This is a genomic window from Mesorhizobium sp. M0074 (assembly GCF_040322975.1).
Classification (GTDB): domain Bacteria; phylum Pseudomonadota; class Alphaproteobacteria; order Rhizobiales; family Rhizobiaceae; genus Mesorhizobium.
On the sequence record NZ_JAMYUM010000010.1, the window covers coordinates 62,942 to 79,272 of the forward strand.

At 64.2% G+C, this 16,331-nt stretch carries 14 protein-coding genes; 7 read left to right on the forward strand and 7 right to left on the reverse strand.

Going from position 1 to position 16,331, the window contains the following annotated elements; all coding sequences use genetic code 11:
- Positions 1 to 74 precede the first annotated feature (74 nt).
- Together NKJ73_RS15530 and leuD are read right to left on the reverse strand one after the other, a co-directional pair.
- A complete protein-coding gene (locus NKJ73_RS15530) occupies positions 75 to 986 on the reverse strand; it encodes an Ivy family c-type lysozyme inhibitor (protein WP_352570054.1) in 912 nt (303 codons plus the stop codon).
- A 56-nt stretch (positions 987 to 1,042) separates the two neighbouring features.
- Positions 1,043 to 1,648: a 3-isopropylmalate dehydratase small subunit gene (leuD, locus tag NKJ73_RS15535; protein ID WP_023680526.1), complete on the reverse strand. Its 606-nt coding sequence runs from the start codon at positions 1,646 to 1,648 to the stop codon at positions 1,043 to 1,045.
- Positions 1,649 to 1,815: 167 nt separating this feature from the next.
- Here leuD and NKJ73_RS15540 point away from each other — a divergent pair, with 167 nt between their 5' ends.
- On the forward strand, positions 1,816 to 2,241 hold the full coding sequence (locus tag NKJ73_RS15540; RefSeq protein WP_352570056.1) for a GNAT family N-acetyltransferase: 426 nt from the start codon (positions 1,816 to 1,818) through the stop codon (positions 2,239 to 2,241).
- A gap of 17 nt (positions 2,242 to 2,258) precedes the next feature.
- Here NKJ73_RS15540 and NKJ73_RS15545 read toward each other — a convergent pair whose 3' ends face one another.
- The 4 genes from NKJ73_RS15545 to NKJ73_RS15560 are packed head-to-tail and all read right to left on the reverse strand — an operon-like array spanning position 2,259 to position 7,277.
- A complete protein-coding gene (locus tag NKJ73_RS15545; RefSeq protein WP_352450228.1) occupies positions 2,259 to 3,425 on the reverse strand; it encodes an NAD(P)/FAD-dependent oxidoreductase in 1,167 nt (388 codons plus the stop codon).
- Positions 3,426 to 3,455: 30 nt separating this feature from the next.
- Positions 3,456 to 5,042, reverse strand: coding sequence for an ATP-binding protein (locus NKJ73_RS15550; RefSeq protein ID WP_352570057.1), 1,587 nt, complete (start codon positions 5,040 to 5,042; stop codon positions 3,456 to 3,458).
- Entirely contained in the window at positions 5,030 to 5,722 is a 693-nt protein-coding gene (locus NKJ73_RS15555) for a response regulator transcription factor (protein ID WP_352450230.1), read from the reverse strand. Before NKJ73_RS15555 ends, NKJ73_RS15550 begins: the two co-directional genes overlap by 13 nt.
- 4 nt (positions 5,723 to 5,726) lie before the next feature.
- Positions 5,727 to 7,277 (reverse strand): DUF4153 domain-containing protein, encoded by a 1,551-nt coding sequence (locus NKJ73_RS15560; protein ID WP_352570058.1) that lies wholly within the window; start codon positions 7,275 to 7,277, stop codon positions 5,727 to 5,729.
- Positions 7,278 to 7,555: 278 nt separating this feature from the next.
- On the opposite strand from NKJ73_RS15560, the gene NKJ73_RS15565 reads away from it, so the two are divergent.
- Positions 7,556 to 8,437: an HpcH/HpaI aldolase/citrate lyase family protein gene (locus tag NKJ73_RS15565; RefSeq protein WP_352570060.1), complete on the forward strand. Its 882-nt coding sequence runs from the start codon at positions 7,556 to 7,558 to the stop codon at positions 8,435 to 8,437.
- Between the two features lie 28 nt (positions 8,438 to 8,465).
- The gene (locus tag NKJ73_RS15570) at positions 8,466 to 8,672 is read left to right on the forward strand and encodes a DUF1737 domain-containing protein (RefSeq protein ID WP_352458330.1); all 207 of its coding nucleotides are present in this window, start codon (positions 8,466 to 8,468) and stop codon (positions 8,670 to 8,672) included.
- A gap of 243 nt (positions 8,673 to 8,915) precedes the next feature.
- Here NKJ73_RS15570 and NKJ73_RS15575 read toward each other — a convergent pair whose 3' ends face one another.
- On the reverse strand, positions 8,916 to 9,338 hold the full coding sequence (locus tag NKJ73_RS15575; RefSeq protein WP_023680515.1) for a metallopeptidase family protein: 423 nt from the start codon (positions 9,336 to 9,338) through the stop codon (positions 8,916 to 8,918).
- A gap of 233 nt (positions 9,339 to 9,571) precedes the next feature.
- Here NKJ73_RS15575 and NKJ73_RS15580 point away from each other — a divergent pair, with 233 nt between their 5' ends.
- The 4 genes from NKJ73_RS15580 (at position 9,572) to NKJ73_RS15595 (ending at position 16,294) form a co-directional block, all read left to right on the forward strand.
- Positions 9,572 to 10,324: a DUF3800 domain-containing protein gene (locus NKJ73_RS15580; protein ID WP_352570062.1), complete on the forward strand. Its 753-nt coding sequence runs from the start codon at positions 9,572 to 9,574 to the stop codon at positions 10,322 to 10,324.
- 171 nt (positions 10,325 to 10,495) lie between these two features.
- A complete protein-coding gene (locus NKJ73_RS15585; protein ID WP_352570063.1) occupies positions 10,496 to 11,578 on the forward strand; it encodes an ImuA family protein in 1,083 nt (360 codons plus the stop codon).
- Entirely contained in the window at positions 11,511 to 12,989 is a 1,479-nt protein-coding gene (locus NKJ73_RS15590; RefSeq protein WP_352570065.1) for a DUF6504 family protein, read from the forward strand. Before NKJ73_RS15585 ends, NKJ73_RS15590 begins: the two co-directional genes overlap by 68 nt.
- Positions 12,986 to 16,294, forward strand: a complete 3,309-nt coding sequence (locus NKJ73_RS15595) for an error-prone DNA polymerase (protein WP_352570067.1) — start codon at positions 12,986 to 12,988, stop codon at positions 16,292 to 16,294. Before NKJ73_RS15590 ends, NKJ73_RS15595 begins: the two co-directional genes overlap by 4 nt.
- Positions 16,295 to 16,331: the final 37 nt, after the last annotated feature.

Here is a 16,331-nt window from a genome sequence, read left to right on the forward strand (position 1 = left end):
GCCGATCTCCCCCCAAGTGGGGGAGATGTCCGGCAGGACAGAGGGGCGCGCGAAGGATCGCGGCAGAACGATTTCTAATTCGGCGACCCCAGCGCCTTGTCCAGCGCTTCCTTGACGTCGGCCGGCCATGTACTCACCGCCGGCCACGCGTCCGGCTCGGGCTTGTCGCCGCGGCGGGCGAAATACAGCTTGTGCTTGACCGGGTCGACCGCCATGAAGCCGTCATTGCCACCGCAATCATGCGGCACGCAGCCGCTGGCAAAGAAGGCACCCGACGCGGTTTTTTCCGTGCCGCCGCCGACCAGCAGGCTGGTCGCCATGTCGGGCATGTCCTTGCCGAGCAGCGTCTCGGCTAGCCTGTAGACGGCCTCGTTGTGAAAGGCATCAATGATGTTGTCGTATTTCGACGGATCGATGTCTTTCCAGTCGGTGCCCGGCTCCGGCATGTAGGTCAGATTACCGGACGTCGTCAGTCCGTCCGTCGGCGACCATTGCAGCGCCGGCTTGGAATCGCCCGGCAGCAGATAGGGTACGAAATAGACGGCGCTGTCGGAGATCGCGGCCGGCGGCGCGCCGCATTCATCCTGCTCGACCGTGGTCGTCTGGATCGCACCGCCCTCCGGCTTCCACACGATCACCTTGGCCGGGCCGCACTGGTTGCCGCCGTCGCCGACATCGACCAGCGCCACCTTGACGCCGCCGACCTCGACGATCTTGTCGAAGAAGACGTCGTAATTGCGCGCCAGTTCCTTGCCGTCGAAGGCGAGTACCCGTTCCCCGTATTCTTCCTCCTGGGTGATGGTCAGCTGGCCGCCCTCGAACGGGATCGGCGCCTGCTTGTCATCGTCGGCGGCGGCTGTGTCGCTGGCGCCTTGATCTGCCGCTGGCGCTTCCGTGGCGGGCGTCTGCGTCTGGGCATAGACGCTCGCCGGGGGCAGCAGCATCAGCGGCAGTCCGCAGGCAGCGGCAACAAGCAAGCGTGTCATCACATCCCTCCCCGGACACTTGGCGTAGAGGCTGACCGTCGGCGCGGCTTTAGAGCCTATGCCCAGGGCCGCAGCTCGGCGTTCTTCTTCTCGAACGAAGCGATGGCGCCGGCCTTCTCCATGGTCAGGCCGATATCGTCGAGGCCGTTCAAGAGGCAGTGGCGCTTGAATTCGTCGAGGTCGAACTTGACCACGCCGCCGTCCGGCCCGCGGATTTCCTTGGCTTCGAGATCGACCGACAGCGTCGCGTTGGAACCGCGCGAGGCATCGTCCATCAGCTTCTCCAGGTTTTCCGGGCTGACGGTGATCGGCAAGATGCCGTTCTTGAAGCAGTTATTGTAGAAAATGTCAGCGAACGAGGTCGAGATGACGCAGCGGATGCCGAAATCGAGCAGCGCCCACGGCGCATGTTCCCGGCTCGAGCCGCAGCCGAAATTGTCGCCGGCGACCAGGATCTGCGCCTTGCGGTAGGCCGGCTTGTTGAGCACGAAGTCCGGGTTTTCCGAGCCGTCGTCCTTGTAACGCATTTCGGCGAACAGGCCGGTGCCGAGCCCCGTGCGCTTGATCGTCTTGAGATAATCCTTGGGGATGATCATGTCGGTATCGACATTGACGATCGGCATCGGCGCGGCGACACCGGTGAGCTTGGTGAATTTTTCCATGGTTCTTGCCCGTCTTCTTCTCGTTGCGGGGAATTGCTGGCGCTCGGTTTACACAATGCCGCGGGCAAATAAAAGACGGCTGTTTTTGGACTTCCGTCGTCGATCGAAACACAAAATCGGTACAAAACAGCTTCAAAACCACCAGCCCATGGTGCACTTTTGTCGACATGACAACGCGATCCACGATCCTTTACGCCAGCGAACCGGGCCTCGGCATCGCCGAGTTCCGCCGCGTTCTGGTGGAATCCGGCCTCGGCGAGACACGGCCCGTCGATGATCATGCCCGTTTGAAGGCGATGCTCACGAGTGCCGCCCTGGTGCTCACCGCGCGCATCGATGCACCGGGCAAGCCGCTGGTTGGTGTCGCTCGCGGCGTCACCGACTTTTCCTGGGTCTGCTATATCTCCGAGCTCGCTGTTTCTGCATCGGCGCAAGGGCTGGGTATCGGCAAGGGCCTGATGGATGAGGCACGCCGGCAACTCGGACCTTCCGTTGCCATCAGCCTGATCTCCATGCCCGACGCCGTCGGCTTCTATGAGCGTATCGGCATGGAGCGCATGCCCAACGCATTCTGGTTCGGCCGCAAGCGCTGACGCCTGCCGCGGAGTTCTCAGATTACATTCAATTCCCGAAACGGCCGCCCGTCGGCGATCCGGCTGTACCCGAACGCCGAGCAATCCACCGTGCGATAGCCGCCATGCACGATCAGTTCGGCCAGCGCCTTGCCGACCGCCGGAGCCTGCTGCAAGCCGTGGCCGGAAAAACCGTTGGCGAAGAGGAAATTGCCGACCTCCGGGTGCGGGCCGATCACCGCGTTCTGGTCGAGCGTGTTGTAGTCGTAATGGCCGACCCAGGCGCGCGTCGGCTTGATCGCCTCGAAGGCCGGAATGCGGGTCGCCAGCACCGGCCAGATCACCTCTTCGAACAGCGGCCAGTCGGGGTCGAAGTCGGCGGGGTCGGCCGGTCCTTCGCCCTCTTCCGGCTCGGCGCCGCCGGTGATGTAGACCGAGCCCTCCGGCCGGACATAGATGCCGCTCGGGTCGACCAGCAGCGGCATGTCGTCATATTTTTCGCGCGCCTCGAAGACGAAGACATTGCGCTTGCGCGGCTCCACCGGCAACGCCAGCCCGGCCATTGCTGCCACCTTGCCGGCATTCGGCCCGGCGGCGTTAACGACGGTGCCGGCCTCGAGCCGCTCGCCATTGTCGAGGGTCACACCGGCGACGCGCTTCCCCTGCCGCTCGATACCGGTCACCGACGCTGTGATGAAATCGATGTTCTTGCTTCGCAGTGCCTTGCGGAACAGCATCAGCATCGCATGCGCGTCGAACCAGCCTTCGCCGCTGCGGCCATAGGCGCCGGCGGAAATGCCCTCGACCGACAGCCACGGAAAGCGGCGGACGAGCGCCTCGGCATCCTCGAGCACGATGTCGGCGCCCTCGGCCATCTGCGCCTCGTGGTTGGCCCGCAGGATCGGCAGCCCGTTCTCGCCGGCAAGGATGAGGTAGCCGCCTTCGCGAAAGCCGATATCGGCGTCCGCGCCAAACTCTTCCCTGAGCCGCCGGAACAGTTTCAGCGTGAATTGCGACAGCCGGATGTTTTCCGGGATCGAGAACTGCTGGCGGATGGAGGCGCAGGACAGCGTGGTCGCGGCGCGGGAAAATTGCGGGTCGCGCTCGACAAGCGCGATCGAGCCCGAAAACCCTTCCTCGCGCAGATAATAGGCGACCGAGGAGCCGACGATGGCTCCGCCGATGATGACGATGTCGTAATGCACCTTTTGGCCCTTCCGATCTGAACCGCCGAGTCACGCCGCCGGCAGGATGATTTCGAAGCGCGTGCCGCTCGCCGAGTCAACCAGCCGGATCGTGCCATCATGCGCTTTCAGGAGGGCCAGCACGATGCCGAGGCCCATGCCGGTGCCGCCGGAATCGCGGCGCGTGGTGAAGAACGGCTCGAAGATGCGGCCTCGGTTGCTGGGCGAAACGCCGGCGCCGTCGTCAGCGACCACGATGGTGGCCTTGCCGTCCGCTTTTGCGGCTGTGACCGATACCAGCGTCGCGCCGTGCCGCGCCGAATTGTCGATGAGATTGGCCAGCACGATCGCAGCGTTTTCGGCCGATATGCGCAGCCCGATCTCGGTGCCCGCCTCGACGCGCACCGCCAGCCTGTCGTCGGCCGGCAGCAGCGCCAGTGCAGCAGTGAGCGACGTGCTTTCGCCGCTCGGCTCGAGATTTTCGGCGCGCGCCAGGTCGAGCAGGCGGCGCACCAGCAGATTGAGCCGGCCGGCATCGGTGACGATATTGTCCGAAAAGCGCCGCCGCTCGGCCTCGTCCATCGCGCTGCCCGAATCGCGCAGCAGTTCGGCGGCCCCCTGGATCGCCGTCAGCGGCGATTTGAGCTCGTGCGAGACGTGGGTGGCAAAGGTCTGGATGCCGTCGGAGCGTGCGTGCAGCTTTTCGGCCATGTCGAGGAAAGCAGCAGAGAGTTCACCCATTTCGCGCGTGCCGTGGTGATCGAGCGGCCTGATCGCCGCGCGGTCGCCGGCGGCGATGCGTTTCGTGCGTTCCATCAGCGCATAGATCGGACGGCTGACGGCGCGCAGGAAGACCAGCCCGATCAGCAGCGCGCCGCCGAGGATGGTGATTGCCGCCAGCGCCACCTTGCCGCGCTCGCCATAGAGATGCTTGACGATGTTGTTCGGCGTCCGCGACAGATAGACGACGCCGGCGACCTTGCCGGAGACCGCAACCGGCATGGCGACAAAGACGCGAACCTTGGTGCCGCGGCTGACCGAATAGAGCGGCGGCGACGGCTGGTCGGGAACCCGCAGCCTGAGCGCGCTGGCGTAGCGGCCGGCAAGCGCTGCGCCAACCTCGTCGACAGCGGCGAGCGACAGGCCGGCCTCCTCACGGCCGGCGATGACCACGCCTCTGGGATCGAGCAGCCGGAAGCCGGCGAGCGTGGTCTTCTGCGTCTCGGCAAGAATGCCCGACAGGCGTGCGCCGATTGCCCCGCAGGCGGGGTCGGCGCTGGCCGCGGTGGCCGCGGGCCGGGTCGGCAGGATCCTGTCGGACGCAAGATCGAGGCGCGGTTCGATTGGCTGGTAGGGAGAGGCCCGATCGCTGGTGTTGGGTGAAGGCACGGGTGCGCCGAGCTTTTCCGGGGCAAGGCCGGCCTCGCGAACCTCTTGCGCATAGATCGCGCCAAGGGCGGCGCCTTGGGCGATCAGCTCGGCCTCGGTCTGCCTGATCAGCTGGTTCTCGTAGAGCCGGAAGAAAAACAGGCCGGCCAGCGGCAGCGCCATCACCATGATCAGGATGGCGATGACGACCGTGGCGAGGCGAGGCCGCCATTTGCTGCCAATCAGTTCTTGGGCGCTCACGCGCCGCATCCGCCCAGCCGAAAACCGACGCCGTGCACGGTCTCGATCGCATCGACGCAGCCGACGGCCGCCAGCTTGGCGCGGATATTGCGGATATGGCTGTCGACGGTGCGGTCTGCGACATGGATATTGGCCGCATAGGCGTTGGCCATCACCATGTCGCGGCCAAGCACATACGCCGGCCGCGCCAAAAAGCCTTTCAGGATCGCGAATTCGATCGACGTCAGCGCCAGCGGCTTGCCGTCGAAGCTGGCTGTATGGCTTGCCGGAACCAGCAACAGTCTGCCATGCGAGAATTGCCGGTCGTCGGCTGGTTCCGGCGTGGGCCGCGCGCGGCGCAGGATGACGTTGACGCGGGCGACCAGCTCGCGCGGGCTGAACGGCTTGGTGACATAATCATCGCCGCCCATCTCCAGCCCGAGGACGCGGTCGATCTCTTCATCCCGCGCGGACAGGAACAGCACCGGCAGGTCGGATGTGTGGCGCAGCCGCCGGCACACTTCCAGCCCGTCCATTTCCGGCATGCCGATGTCGAGCACGACGAGATCGGGCGCATGGCGCTCTATCGCCTGCAAGGCAGCCGCGCCGTCCGGCACCGCCAGCGTTTTCATGCCGGCCTTTTCCAGCGCGAAGCAGATGATTTCGCGAATGTGCGGGTCGTCGTCGGCGACCAGTATGTGGTGCGGCATCAAATCAGCGGCCCGGCATGAAGGGTTCGGACATCGGAGGAACCACGAACGGGCCACGCCTGTCGAGGGCGCGGTTGAGCCGCCAGTCACGAAAGCTCCAGCCCCGCCAGTTTTCCTGACCGGCGCGGAAGCGTGCTTCGTCCTGTGCATACCAGCCGGCGAGTTCGCGGATGGAGGCATCCTCCGCGGAAACCGTCCTGCTCTGGTGCCGGACGAAGCGATCGAGCGCCGGCAAGGCGCCGGGCCCGAGCGAGCGCAGGTACCAGACGTCGAGATGGGTGCCTTGGCCGGTCATTTCGAAGCAATGGTCGACATTGTAGTTGGCGATCAGCGCGGCAAAGTTGATGAACGAGCAGGCATAGAGCGTCGCCGATAGCGTCAGAAGATTGGCGGAAAGCAGCCATTCGTTGGACTTTTCGCGCGCGATGCGGGCTATGATCAGGACAAGGCCCGCCGCCACCAGCCCCATCCAGACGAAGGCGGCGACACGCCAATAGGTCAGCGCATAGATACCGATATAGAGATCGAGCCGCAGGATCGACGAGATCACCAGGAGGATGTTCTGCGCCACCCAGGCATAAACCAGCCGGCGGATGAGCGGATCACCGGAGGTCGCACTTCCCGGCCGCAGCGCCGCCAGCACGAAGCCGGCGGCCAGCAGCGCCGTGACGATCAGCGGATAAGCGCCGCGATGCGCGTAGGTGGCATAGGTCAGCCCGTCGGGAAGCGCGATGCCGCCCCACAGATAGGTGGCGTCGAGTGCGCTCTGCACCGCGAACAGGATGTTGAAGACGACGAGCGCGCGGAGGATAGCGGCCTTGCCGAAGACGATGTCCTCGATGGTGGGACTTATGGCTGGCCTCGTAGGTGTGCTGGCAGGCGTTCCCAACCGGGGAATATGCCGGAGAAACCGCGGCAGGCGCGGCCGCAGAAAGGCCCATAGGCCGACGAGCACGGACAGCCAGAAGGCAAGACGCGGCAACTGCGTGAGGTTGAGCAGGGCGAAGAGATCAATCAGTGAAAACCAGTATTCGATGACCGGATTGGCGGCGCCGAACAGCGCGAGAAACACTGCGCCGAGGCCCAGCGGCATGACCCAGACGGCGATCGCCGCAAGGCGCACGCGCCGCCGGCCAAGCCGCCGCGCCGCCATGCGCCAGCGGAAGAAATCCAGGACGAGCCGAAATGGCGTTGCAAGCAGGAACAGCGAGAGTTGGCCGGCAATACGGGCAAGGCCGCGCCGCAACCGTCCGGCCAGTGAAAGCGCGAAGATGGCCGTCGCCGCCAGCGCGATCGAGACGGACAGTGCGCTGACATTTTCCACAAGCGGCAGCAGCGCCATAAACAGCGCAACCGGCTTGAACCAGAACCTGCCATCGTTGAAGGCGCCGAGAGGATGGAGAGCCATGCTCGCCGCTGCAATCGCAACGCCGAACAGGAAAAGCGTGATGCCCGCCGGTTGGCCATAGAAGAAAAAATCGGCCAGCGCGACGAGCAGGACGGCAACGCCGAAGCGGTTGCAATAGCTCGGCGCCGCCGAGAGGAATACTGTCATGATCGGGCTTTCTCGGCGGCTTTGATGCGGCCGGTGGGCGGGGATTTCCGGACGAAAGGGAGGAGGTTTACCGAAGTCCGGGGCGGATCGACGAGCCACCAGCTTTCGCGGCGAAGCCGGTATGGCAGGGACCAACGGGAGTTCGTTCGCTCTTGCATGCCGCCCTTGTCGCATCCGGTCGGGTGGCAAGCGGGGCGGAGACGAGGAGATTTTCCGAAATTGCGTGCAGTTTTTATGCACGGCTTGCCTCGGCCGGCTGCAGACGGCATAGATCGGAGATGACCACCGAAAGCTACCGCCCGCGCCGCTCGGTGCTTTACGTCCCGGCTTCGAACGACAAGGCGCTGGCCAAGATCCAATCGCTGGCCTGCGATACCGTCGTCATCGATCTCGAGGACGCCGTCGCCCCGGCCGACAAGCCTTCCGCGCGCGAAAAGCTGGCGGCGATTTTCGCCGGCCATTCCAACCGGCGCTGCGAGATGGTGGTGCGCATCAATGCGCTGTCGAGCGAATGGGGCGCCGACGATCTGCCGGCCGCGGCAAAATGCACGCCCGACGCCATCCTGCTGCCCAAGGTCGACACGCCGCGCGACATCCTCGAGGCCGGCGACGTGCTCGACGACAATTTTATCGCGGACGAGGTCAAGCTGTGGGCGATGATCGAGACGCCCAAGGCGCTGCTCAATATCGGGCCGATCGCCGAGCTCGGCCGCGACCCAGCCTCTCGCCTGGTTTGTTTCGTTGCCGGAACGAACGACCTGATCAAGGACACCGGCATTCTCGCCACGCCCGATCGGCGCTATCTCGTGCCATGGCTGATGCAAATGGTGCTCGCGGCGCGTGCCGGCGGCCTCGACCTGCTCGATGGCGTCTTCAATGATTTTCGCGATATGGACGGGTTTGCGCGCGAGTGCACGGAAGCGGCCGCCATGGGTTTTGACGGCAAGTCGCTGATCCACCCAGCTCAGATCGAAGCCGCGAACCGCGCCTTTGCACCGTCGCCCGAAGCAATAGCCGAGGCGCGCGCGGTCAAGGATGCCTTCGCGTTCGCCGAAAATGCCGGTAGGGCGGTAGTTGCGCTGAACGGCAAGATGGTCGAGCGGCTGCATCTGGCGCAGGCCGAAAAACTGCTGGCGAAGGCCGCCGCTGTTCGCGCATGACTAACGTAACTGACGACAGGATTGAAGAATGAAACTCTACCGCTTTCTGTCCGGCCCGGACGATGCCAGCTTCTGCCACAAGGTGACGGCGGCGCTGAACAAGGGCTGGCACCTGTTCGGCTCGCCGACCTATGCCTATGACAAGGAGGCCAAGACCATGCGCTGCGGCCAGGCGGTGGTGAAGGATATCGAGGGCCAGGAATACGGCCCCGACACCAAGCTCAGCGATTGGTAGACGCTGAAATCGCGGCGAGATGTCCGCGGGACAGCGCCCCCCTCTGTCCTGCCGGACATCTCCCCCACGCGGGGGGAGATCGGCCATCATCCCGGGCTTCGCCAAATCTCAATGTTAGAAAGAGGGCGCGGTCGGCGAAGCTGCCAATCTCCCCCCAAGTGGGGGAGATGTCCGGCAGGACAGAGGGGGGCGCGAAGGAATGAGACGTCGGACTGTTGCGTAACCTCAGCCGATCGGCACCCCCTACTCCGCCGCTTCTTCGATCTTCTCCATGTCGTCGTCCGACAGGCCGAAATGGTGGCCGATCTCGTGGATCAGCACATGGGTGACGATGTCGCCCAGCGTTTCCTCGTTCTCGGCCCAATAGTCGAGGATGGCGCGGCGATAGAGCGTGATGCGGTTCGGCCCCTCGCCGGTCTGCGGGTTCCAGCGCTCGGCGATGCCGCGCCCCTCGAACAGGCCGAGCAGGTCGAAGGGCGTTTCCAGCGAAAGGTCGTCCATGATCTCGTCGGTCGGGAATTCGGCGATCTGAATGACGATCTCGCCGGTCAACTTGCGAAAGTCCTCCGGCAGATGGGCATAGGCCTCCAGCGCCAAGAGCTCAATTTCCTCCATCGTTGGCGAAAGCTGGTCGTGCCAGATGCGTGTTTGGTAGATGCGAGCCATGCTTTGTCCTTTGATCCCGGCATATAGGCTTTCAGGCCGGACTCGGCAAATAGCGGGGCTGCCGCCTTTGCCCCAGGATCATAAGCAGGAATAAATTCAGCGTGTCGTAATTCGCGTACGCGCTAAGGAGGTGGTACCGTGCTGAACAAATTTCGAGCCGATGAGTCGGCGGAAATGGTGGAAGGCGCGTCCTAGAGTTCCGCGACACCTTTCTTGCCCCTCGGGAAGGTTTGGTGGTGGTGATTGAGGTCTACCTAGACGAATCTGGCACTGACCATGACTCGCAAATTCTTTCCGTATCCGCCGTTTGGGCTTCAAAAGAAGACTGGCAGATCTGGACCCTCGATTGGATCGTGGCGAAGGCGCCGATAAAAATTCACCACTCGGTCGATTGCCATAACAGGCATGGGGAGTACGAAGGGTGGACCCGCGAAAAGCGAGATAGACACGTCAAGTGCATCCTGCCGGTAGTCAAAAACCACTACATTCGGGGCATTATCGCCGCCGTCGACAGGCGGAAACTGAGCGAGGTCTTGGCTCACAAACATAGCTTAGCCATCAAGCCGGAAGACATGGTACGCGGCTGGTACTACATCTGCCTGCAATGGGCCCTTCGCAGCACGTGGGAGAAACTCGCATCGGAAGGCCACGATAACATCGCATTCGTCCATGAAGCCAACCAGTACAGCGCGGCGGCGACTGAGGCGTTCCAGCAAGTCCAGCGGCATTTTCCGGGAAAATCGGCGACTTTCAATTTCGGCTCAAAAACCAGGCACCCACCGCTTCAATGCGCAGACGTATTGGCATATGAGGGGAACCATCAAATGAGGAATTTTCGCGGTCCCCTACGAAAACCCCTCCAAGCTATCGACCCTAGCTTCAGCCGCTTTAGCTTTCGCAAATATGACGATGAAGAAGTCGATCAAATCGCCGACTTTACCGCCCAATATTTGAGACGTGTCGCTTCAGAATTGGCTTCAGGCTAGAGTCAAAAGCCGCCCCTTTTTTATGAACCCAGCCTCCCGAGCGGTTTCCTTGAAAAGCTCGGGTTGCTCTTTCTGGGAATAAATTCCCCATGACTCCGCTTGACTCTTCGAGCGGCCTCTGGAATTTATAGGGAACATAACAGGAACAATTGTGAGTGGAAGCTGACCGTCATGGCGACAAGCGCCGTGGCGCGGGAGACTGTTTTTGCCCTGCGCCGCCAGATCGCGAAGATCGAAGGGACCTTGCCCGAGCGCCTGGAGGCGCCGGCCAGTTCGTCGTTTGACGCGGATGTCCCTCGTCAGAGTCTGACACCCTCTCGGCATCCGACACCCGCTCGGAATCTGACCATTGTCCGGCGCGGCCTCGCCGTGGCGCCGCCCGATGCGTTTTTGCGCACCGGCGCCGAGCGCCTCGATGCTGCGCTGAGCGGCGGCCTGCCGAAGGCGGCGGTGAGCGAGTTTCATGGCGCCGCGACCCGCGATGCCGGGGCCGTTGCCGGTTTTGCCTTGTCGCTCGTCAGCCTGATCCTCAGCCAGGGGCCGCGATTGCCGGTGCTGTGGATCGGCACATCCGAGGTTTTCCGCGAGGCCGGCTTTCCCTATGCCAGGGGGCTTCACGCCTTCTTCGGCATCGAGCCGGAGCAATTGCTGTTTTCCGAGGCGCCAAGGCTGCTCGATGCGCTGTGGATCGCCGAGGAGGCTGCCCGGATGACGGCGCTGGCCGCCGTCATCCTCGAAATCCGCGGCAGCCCGCAGCGGCTTGACCTCACCGCGACGCGGCGGCTGCACGCCCGCGCGCAGAGTGCGGGCCGGCCGCTGTTCCTGCTGCGCCAGGCCGGCGAGCCCGAACCGACGGCAGCGCCCGTCCGCCTCATCCTGTCGGCGGCACCGGCGGCAACGCGTAAGACGCTTGCCGGGCCGCTCGCCGGCTCGATCGGCCGACCCGCCTTCACCGTCGCCATCGGCAAGAGCCGCACGGCCTTGCCCGGAAAATTCACACTGGAGTGGAACCCCGATGAACGCATATTCGAAGAAAGACGGGGCGAGCAAGGAAGGTCTCAGGAATGGGCCCCAGAACGGCCAAAGAATCCTATCCCTGTGGTTTCCGCATCTCGCCGCCGAGAGGATCCTGCGGCAGCGTCTGGGGCGGTCCTGGCGTTCCCGGCCGTCGGATCACCTGCCGCTGGTGATCAGTCACCGCGACCGGAACGCCCAGCGCATCGCCGCCCTCGACGAGCGGGCCGAGGCGCTTAATCTGAAGCGCGGCATGGGCATAGCCGACGCACGCGCCATGCATCCCTCGATCGACATCGTGGAGGCCGATCCGGAGGCCGACCGGCGCCTGCTCGAAGGCCTCGCCGACTGGTGCGACCGCTATACCCCGCTGGTGGCGCTTGACGGGACCGACGGCCTCTATCTCGACGTCACCGGCTGCACCCATCTTTTCGGCGGCGAACGCTCGATGCTGGACGATATCCTGTCGCGTTTTTTCCATCAGGGCTTCGATGTCCGCGCCGGGCTTGCCGCCACGCCTGGTGCTGCCTGGGCGGCGGCGCGGTTTGCTGGCGACCGCATCGTGCCCGATGGTGAGGAGGAAGCGCTTCTCGCGCCCTTGCCGCTGGCGGCGCTGCGCATCGACCCGGAGGTACGCGCCAGCCTCGAAAGCGTCGGCCTGCGCACGGCGGGCGCCGTCATGGCGGCACCGCGCGCGCCGCTGGCCCGCCGCTTCGGCGCATCGCTGCTCTTGCGCCTCGACCAGGCGCTTGGCCGCCTCGAGGAGGCCGTGTCGCCGCGCCTGCCGGTGGCACCGCTTTCGGTCGAGCGTCACCTTGCCGAGCCGATCATGCTGACCGAGGACATCGAGCGGCTGACCGGCATGCTGGCGACCACCTTGAAGAGCGACCTCGAGCGTCGCGGCGAGGGCGCAAGGCGGCTGGCGCTGCTGCTTTTCCGCGTCGATGGCGGCGTCAGCCGCATCGCCGTCGGCACCTCGCGGCCTCTGCGCGAGCCGCGGCTGATCCAGAAATTGTTCCACGAAAGGCTTGCCGCGCTCGAACAGGATATCGACGCCGGCTATGGCTTCGATCTTGTGCGCCTTTCGGTGCTGACCGCCGCCGCCTTCGACATGCAGCAGGCCGACCTTGCCGGCGAGACGAGCGACGACGGTGCCGATATCGCGCTTTTTGCCGACCGCATTCGCGCCCGGCTCGGCGAAGGCGCGGTCTTGAAGACGGTCGCCGTCGAGAGCCATTTGCCGGAGCGCGCCGTCGCCACCCTTCCCTTCACGGAGGCGCCGCAGAGAAGCTCGCCGCCGAAGCAGCCGGACAAGGCGAAGGACGCTCCCACGACCGTCTTCCAGCCGGAACGGCCGATCCGGCTTTTCCGTTCGCCCGAGCCGATCGAGGTGCCGGCCACCGAAATGCCGGAAGGCCCGCCTTTGAACTTCCGCTGGCGGCGCGCGCTCTATCGGGTCGCGCGCGCCGAAGGGCCGGAGCGCATCGCGCCGGAATGGTGGCGAGGGGCGGCGGGACGAGAAGATGCCCCGACCCGGGATTATTTCCGCATCGAGGATGCCGACGGCCGCCGTTACTGGCTCTATCGCCAGGGCCTTTACGGCGCCTCGCAGCCCTCGCCGCGCTGGTTCATGCATGGGATCTTCGCATGAATGCGCTGACGGCCAACCCCTATGCCGAATTCGGCATCCAGTCGAACTTCTCGTTTCTGCGCGGTGCCTCGAAACCGGAGGAGCTGGTGGTCGCGGCAAAATTCCTGGGGTTTTCGGCGATCGGTCTCGCCGACCGCAACACGGTGGCGGGCGTGGTGCGCGCCTGGCAGCAGGCCAAGGTGGAGGGTGTTTCCTATCATCCCGGCTGCCGCCTGGTTTTTTGCGACGGCACGCCGGACATCCTCGCCTACCCGCAGGATCGCAAGGGTTGGGGTCATCTCTGCCGCATGCTGACGCGGGCCAATCTGCGAGACGAGAACGAAAAAGGGGCGACGCTCCTCAAACAGAACGATCTTCTCGAATGGGGCGATCTCCTGTCGCTCGCCATACTGCCGGATGTGTCGGCGGACGCGGAAACCAGCCTCGCACTCCTTAGCCGGCTCAAGGATCGTTTCGGTGAAAACCTGCGGCTTGCGGTTTCGCCGGATTACCGCGGCAACGACCGCTTCCGTATCGAGCAGGCGGCGGCGATGGCGGAGCTGGCCGGCATCCCGTTGATGGCGACCAACGATGTTCTCTACCATACGTCGGAACGGCGCCCGCTGCAGGACGTGCTGACGGCGATCCGCCTCAATGTGCCCGTCGCCGAGGTGGGGCTGGAGTTGGCGGCCAATGCCGAGCGTCACTTAAAGCCGCCGCTGGAGATGGCACGGCTTTTCCGCAGGCATCCGCAAGCGCTGGCGGAAACGCTGCGTTTTGCCGGCGAGCTGACCTTCTCGCTCAGTGACCTGCAATACAACTATCCCGACGAGCCGACGGAATCGGGTCTTGGGCCGCAGGCCGAACTGGAAAGGCTGGCCAAGGAGGGAGCCGCCATCCGCTACCCCTCGGGCGTGCCCGCTTTTGTGACGCAGCGCATCGAGGAGGAGCTCGCTCTGATCGAGCGTCTGAACTACGCGCGCTATTTCCTGACTGTCCACGACATCGTCAAATTCGCCCGCAGCCAGAACATTCTCTGCCAGGGGCGCGGCTCTGCCGCCAACTCGATCGTCTGCTTCTGCATTGGCATCACCGAAGTCGGCCCGGACAAGATCGAAACGCTTTTCGAACGCTTCATTTCCGAGGAAAGAAACGAGCCGCCCGACATCGACGTCGATTTCGAGCATGAAAAGCGCGAGGAGGTCATCCAGTACATCTATTCCAAATACAGCACCAAGCGCACCGCGCTGGCCGCCGCCGTCGTCAGCTACCGGGGCCGCTCGGCGATGCGCGAAGTGGCCAAGGCGATGGGCCTGTCGGACGACGTCCGGGGCGCGCTGTCCAGTTCGATCTGGGGCTGGTCGACCTCGGAGCTCGGCGAAAAGGAGACAAAGGCCGGCGGCCTCGATCAGACCGATCCATCGACAAGGCATGTGATCGAATGCGCCAACGAGATCATGGGCTTTCCCCGTCATTTGTCGCAGCATGTCGGCGGTTTCGTCATCACCCGCGACCGGCTCGACGAGATCGTGCCCATCGTCAAGACGGCGATGGACGAGCGCAAGATGGTCGAGTGGGACAAGGACGATCTCGACGCGGTGAAAATCCTTAAAGTGGACGTGCTGGCGCTCGGCATGCTGACCTGCCTGCAGCGCGCCTTCACGCTGCTCCAGGATCATTACCCGCAGGCGCGAGACGCGTATGGCCGGCCCTATGTGCTGGCCACGCTGCCTGCCGAGGACAGGCACGTCTACGACATGATCTGCCGTGCCGACACGATCGGCGTCTTCCAGATCGAATCGCGCGCGCAGATGTCGATGCTGCCGCGGCTGCGGCCGAAAAGCTTTTACGACCTCGTCATCGAGGTGGCGATCGTGCGGCCCGGCCCGATCCAAGGCGACATGGTCCACCCTTATCTGCGCCGCCGGCAAGGCAAGGAAAAACCCGAATATCCCAAGCCGGAACTGGAAAAAATACTCGGCAGGACGCTGGGCGTGCCGCTGTTCCAGGAGCAGGCGATGAAGATCGCCATCGTTGCTGGCGGCTTCAGGCCGGGCGAGGCCGATGAACTGCGCCGCGCCATGGCGACATTCAAGCGCACCGGCACGATCGGCAATTACCGCAAGAGAATGGTCGACGGCATGGTCGCCAAGGGCTACGAAAAAGACTTCGCCGAGCGCTGCTTCAAGCAGATCGAGGGTTTTGGCGAATACGGCTTTCCCGAGAGCCACGCCGCCTCCTTCGCCCTGCTGGTCTATGCCTCCTGCTGGTTCAAGACCTTCTATCCCGACCTGTTCTGCGCCGCGATCCTGAATTCCCAGCCGATGGGGTTTTACCAGCCGGCCCAGCTTGTCCGCGACGCGCATGACCACGGCGTCGAGATCCGCGAGGTCGACGTCAATTTTTCCGGCTGGGATTGCGCCTTGGAGAAATCGCCTTTCGATCCGGATCGTATCCTTGACCGCCATGCCCAGATGCGCGGCGTCATCCGGACCAGCCATGCCGTCCGGCTCGGCTTTCGCCAGGTCAAGGGCCTGTCGAAGGAGCGCATGGAAGCGTTTGTGTCGAGGCGCGGCGCCGGCTATGCATCCGTACGCGACGTCTGGCTGCGCTCGGGCCTCAACGTCGACGAGATCGAAAAACTGGCGCAGGCCGACGCTTTCCGGTCGCTTGGATTGAACCGTCGCGACGCTCTATGGGCGGTCCGCGCGCTCGACGGCAAGAGTGCCGCCGAAAAGCTGCCGCTGTTCGACCAGCCGGCGATCCGCTTTCGCGACCTCGAGCCCCAAACCAGGCTCCCGACAATGCCGCTCGGCGAGCACGTCGTCCACGACTACCGCTCGCTTGGCCTGTCGCTGAAGGCGCACCCGGTCGCCTTCCTGCGTCAAAGGCTGGATCGTTCCGGCGTCACGCCCAATGTGCGGCTCGGCCAGGTGCGGGACGGCCGGCGCGTTTCGGTCGCCGGCCTCGTGCTGGTGCGGCAGCGGCCGGGCAATGGCAAGGCGATTTTCCTGACGCTGGAAGACGAGAATGCGGTCGCCAACATCATTTTCTGGGAAAGGACTTTTGACCGCTTCCGCCCCATCGTCATGGGCGCGCGTCTCATCCGCGTCACCGGCAAGCTGCAATCGGAATCGGACGTCATCCATATCGTCGCCGAGAAGGTCGAGGATCTGACGCCGTGGCTGTCGGTGCTGCTTGAGCAGGCAAGGCCTGCGGACAGACCGTCGAGCAGTGCAGACGAGGCTCAGCCTGGCAGCATCGCGCAAACGGAACTAATGGGAAAGGCAGAGAAGGTCATGCCCAAAGGGCGCAATTTTCAATAGAGGCGCGAAAGATCGCGACGGAGCGGCTCTGAACCGC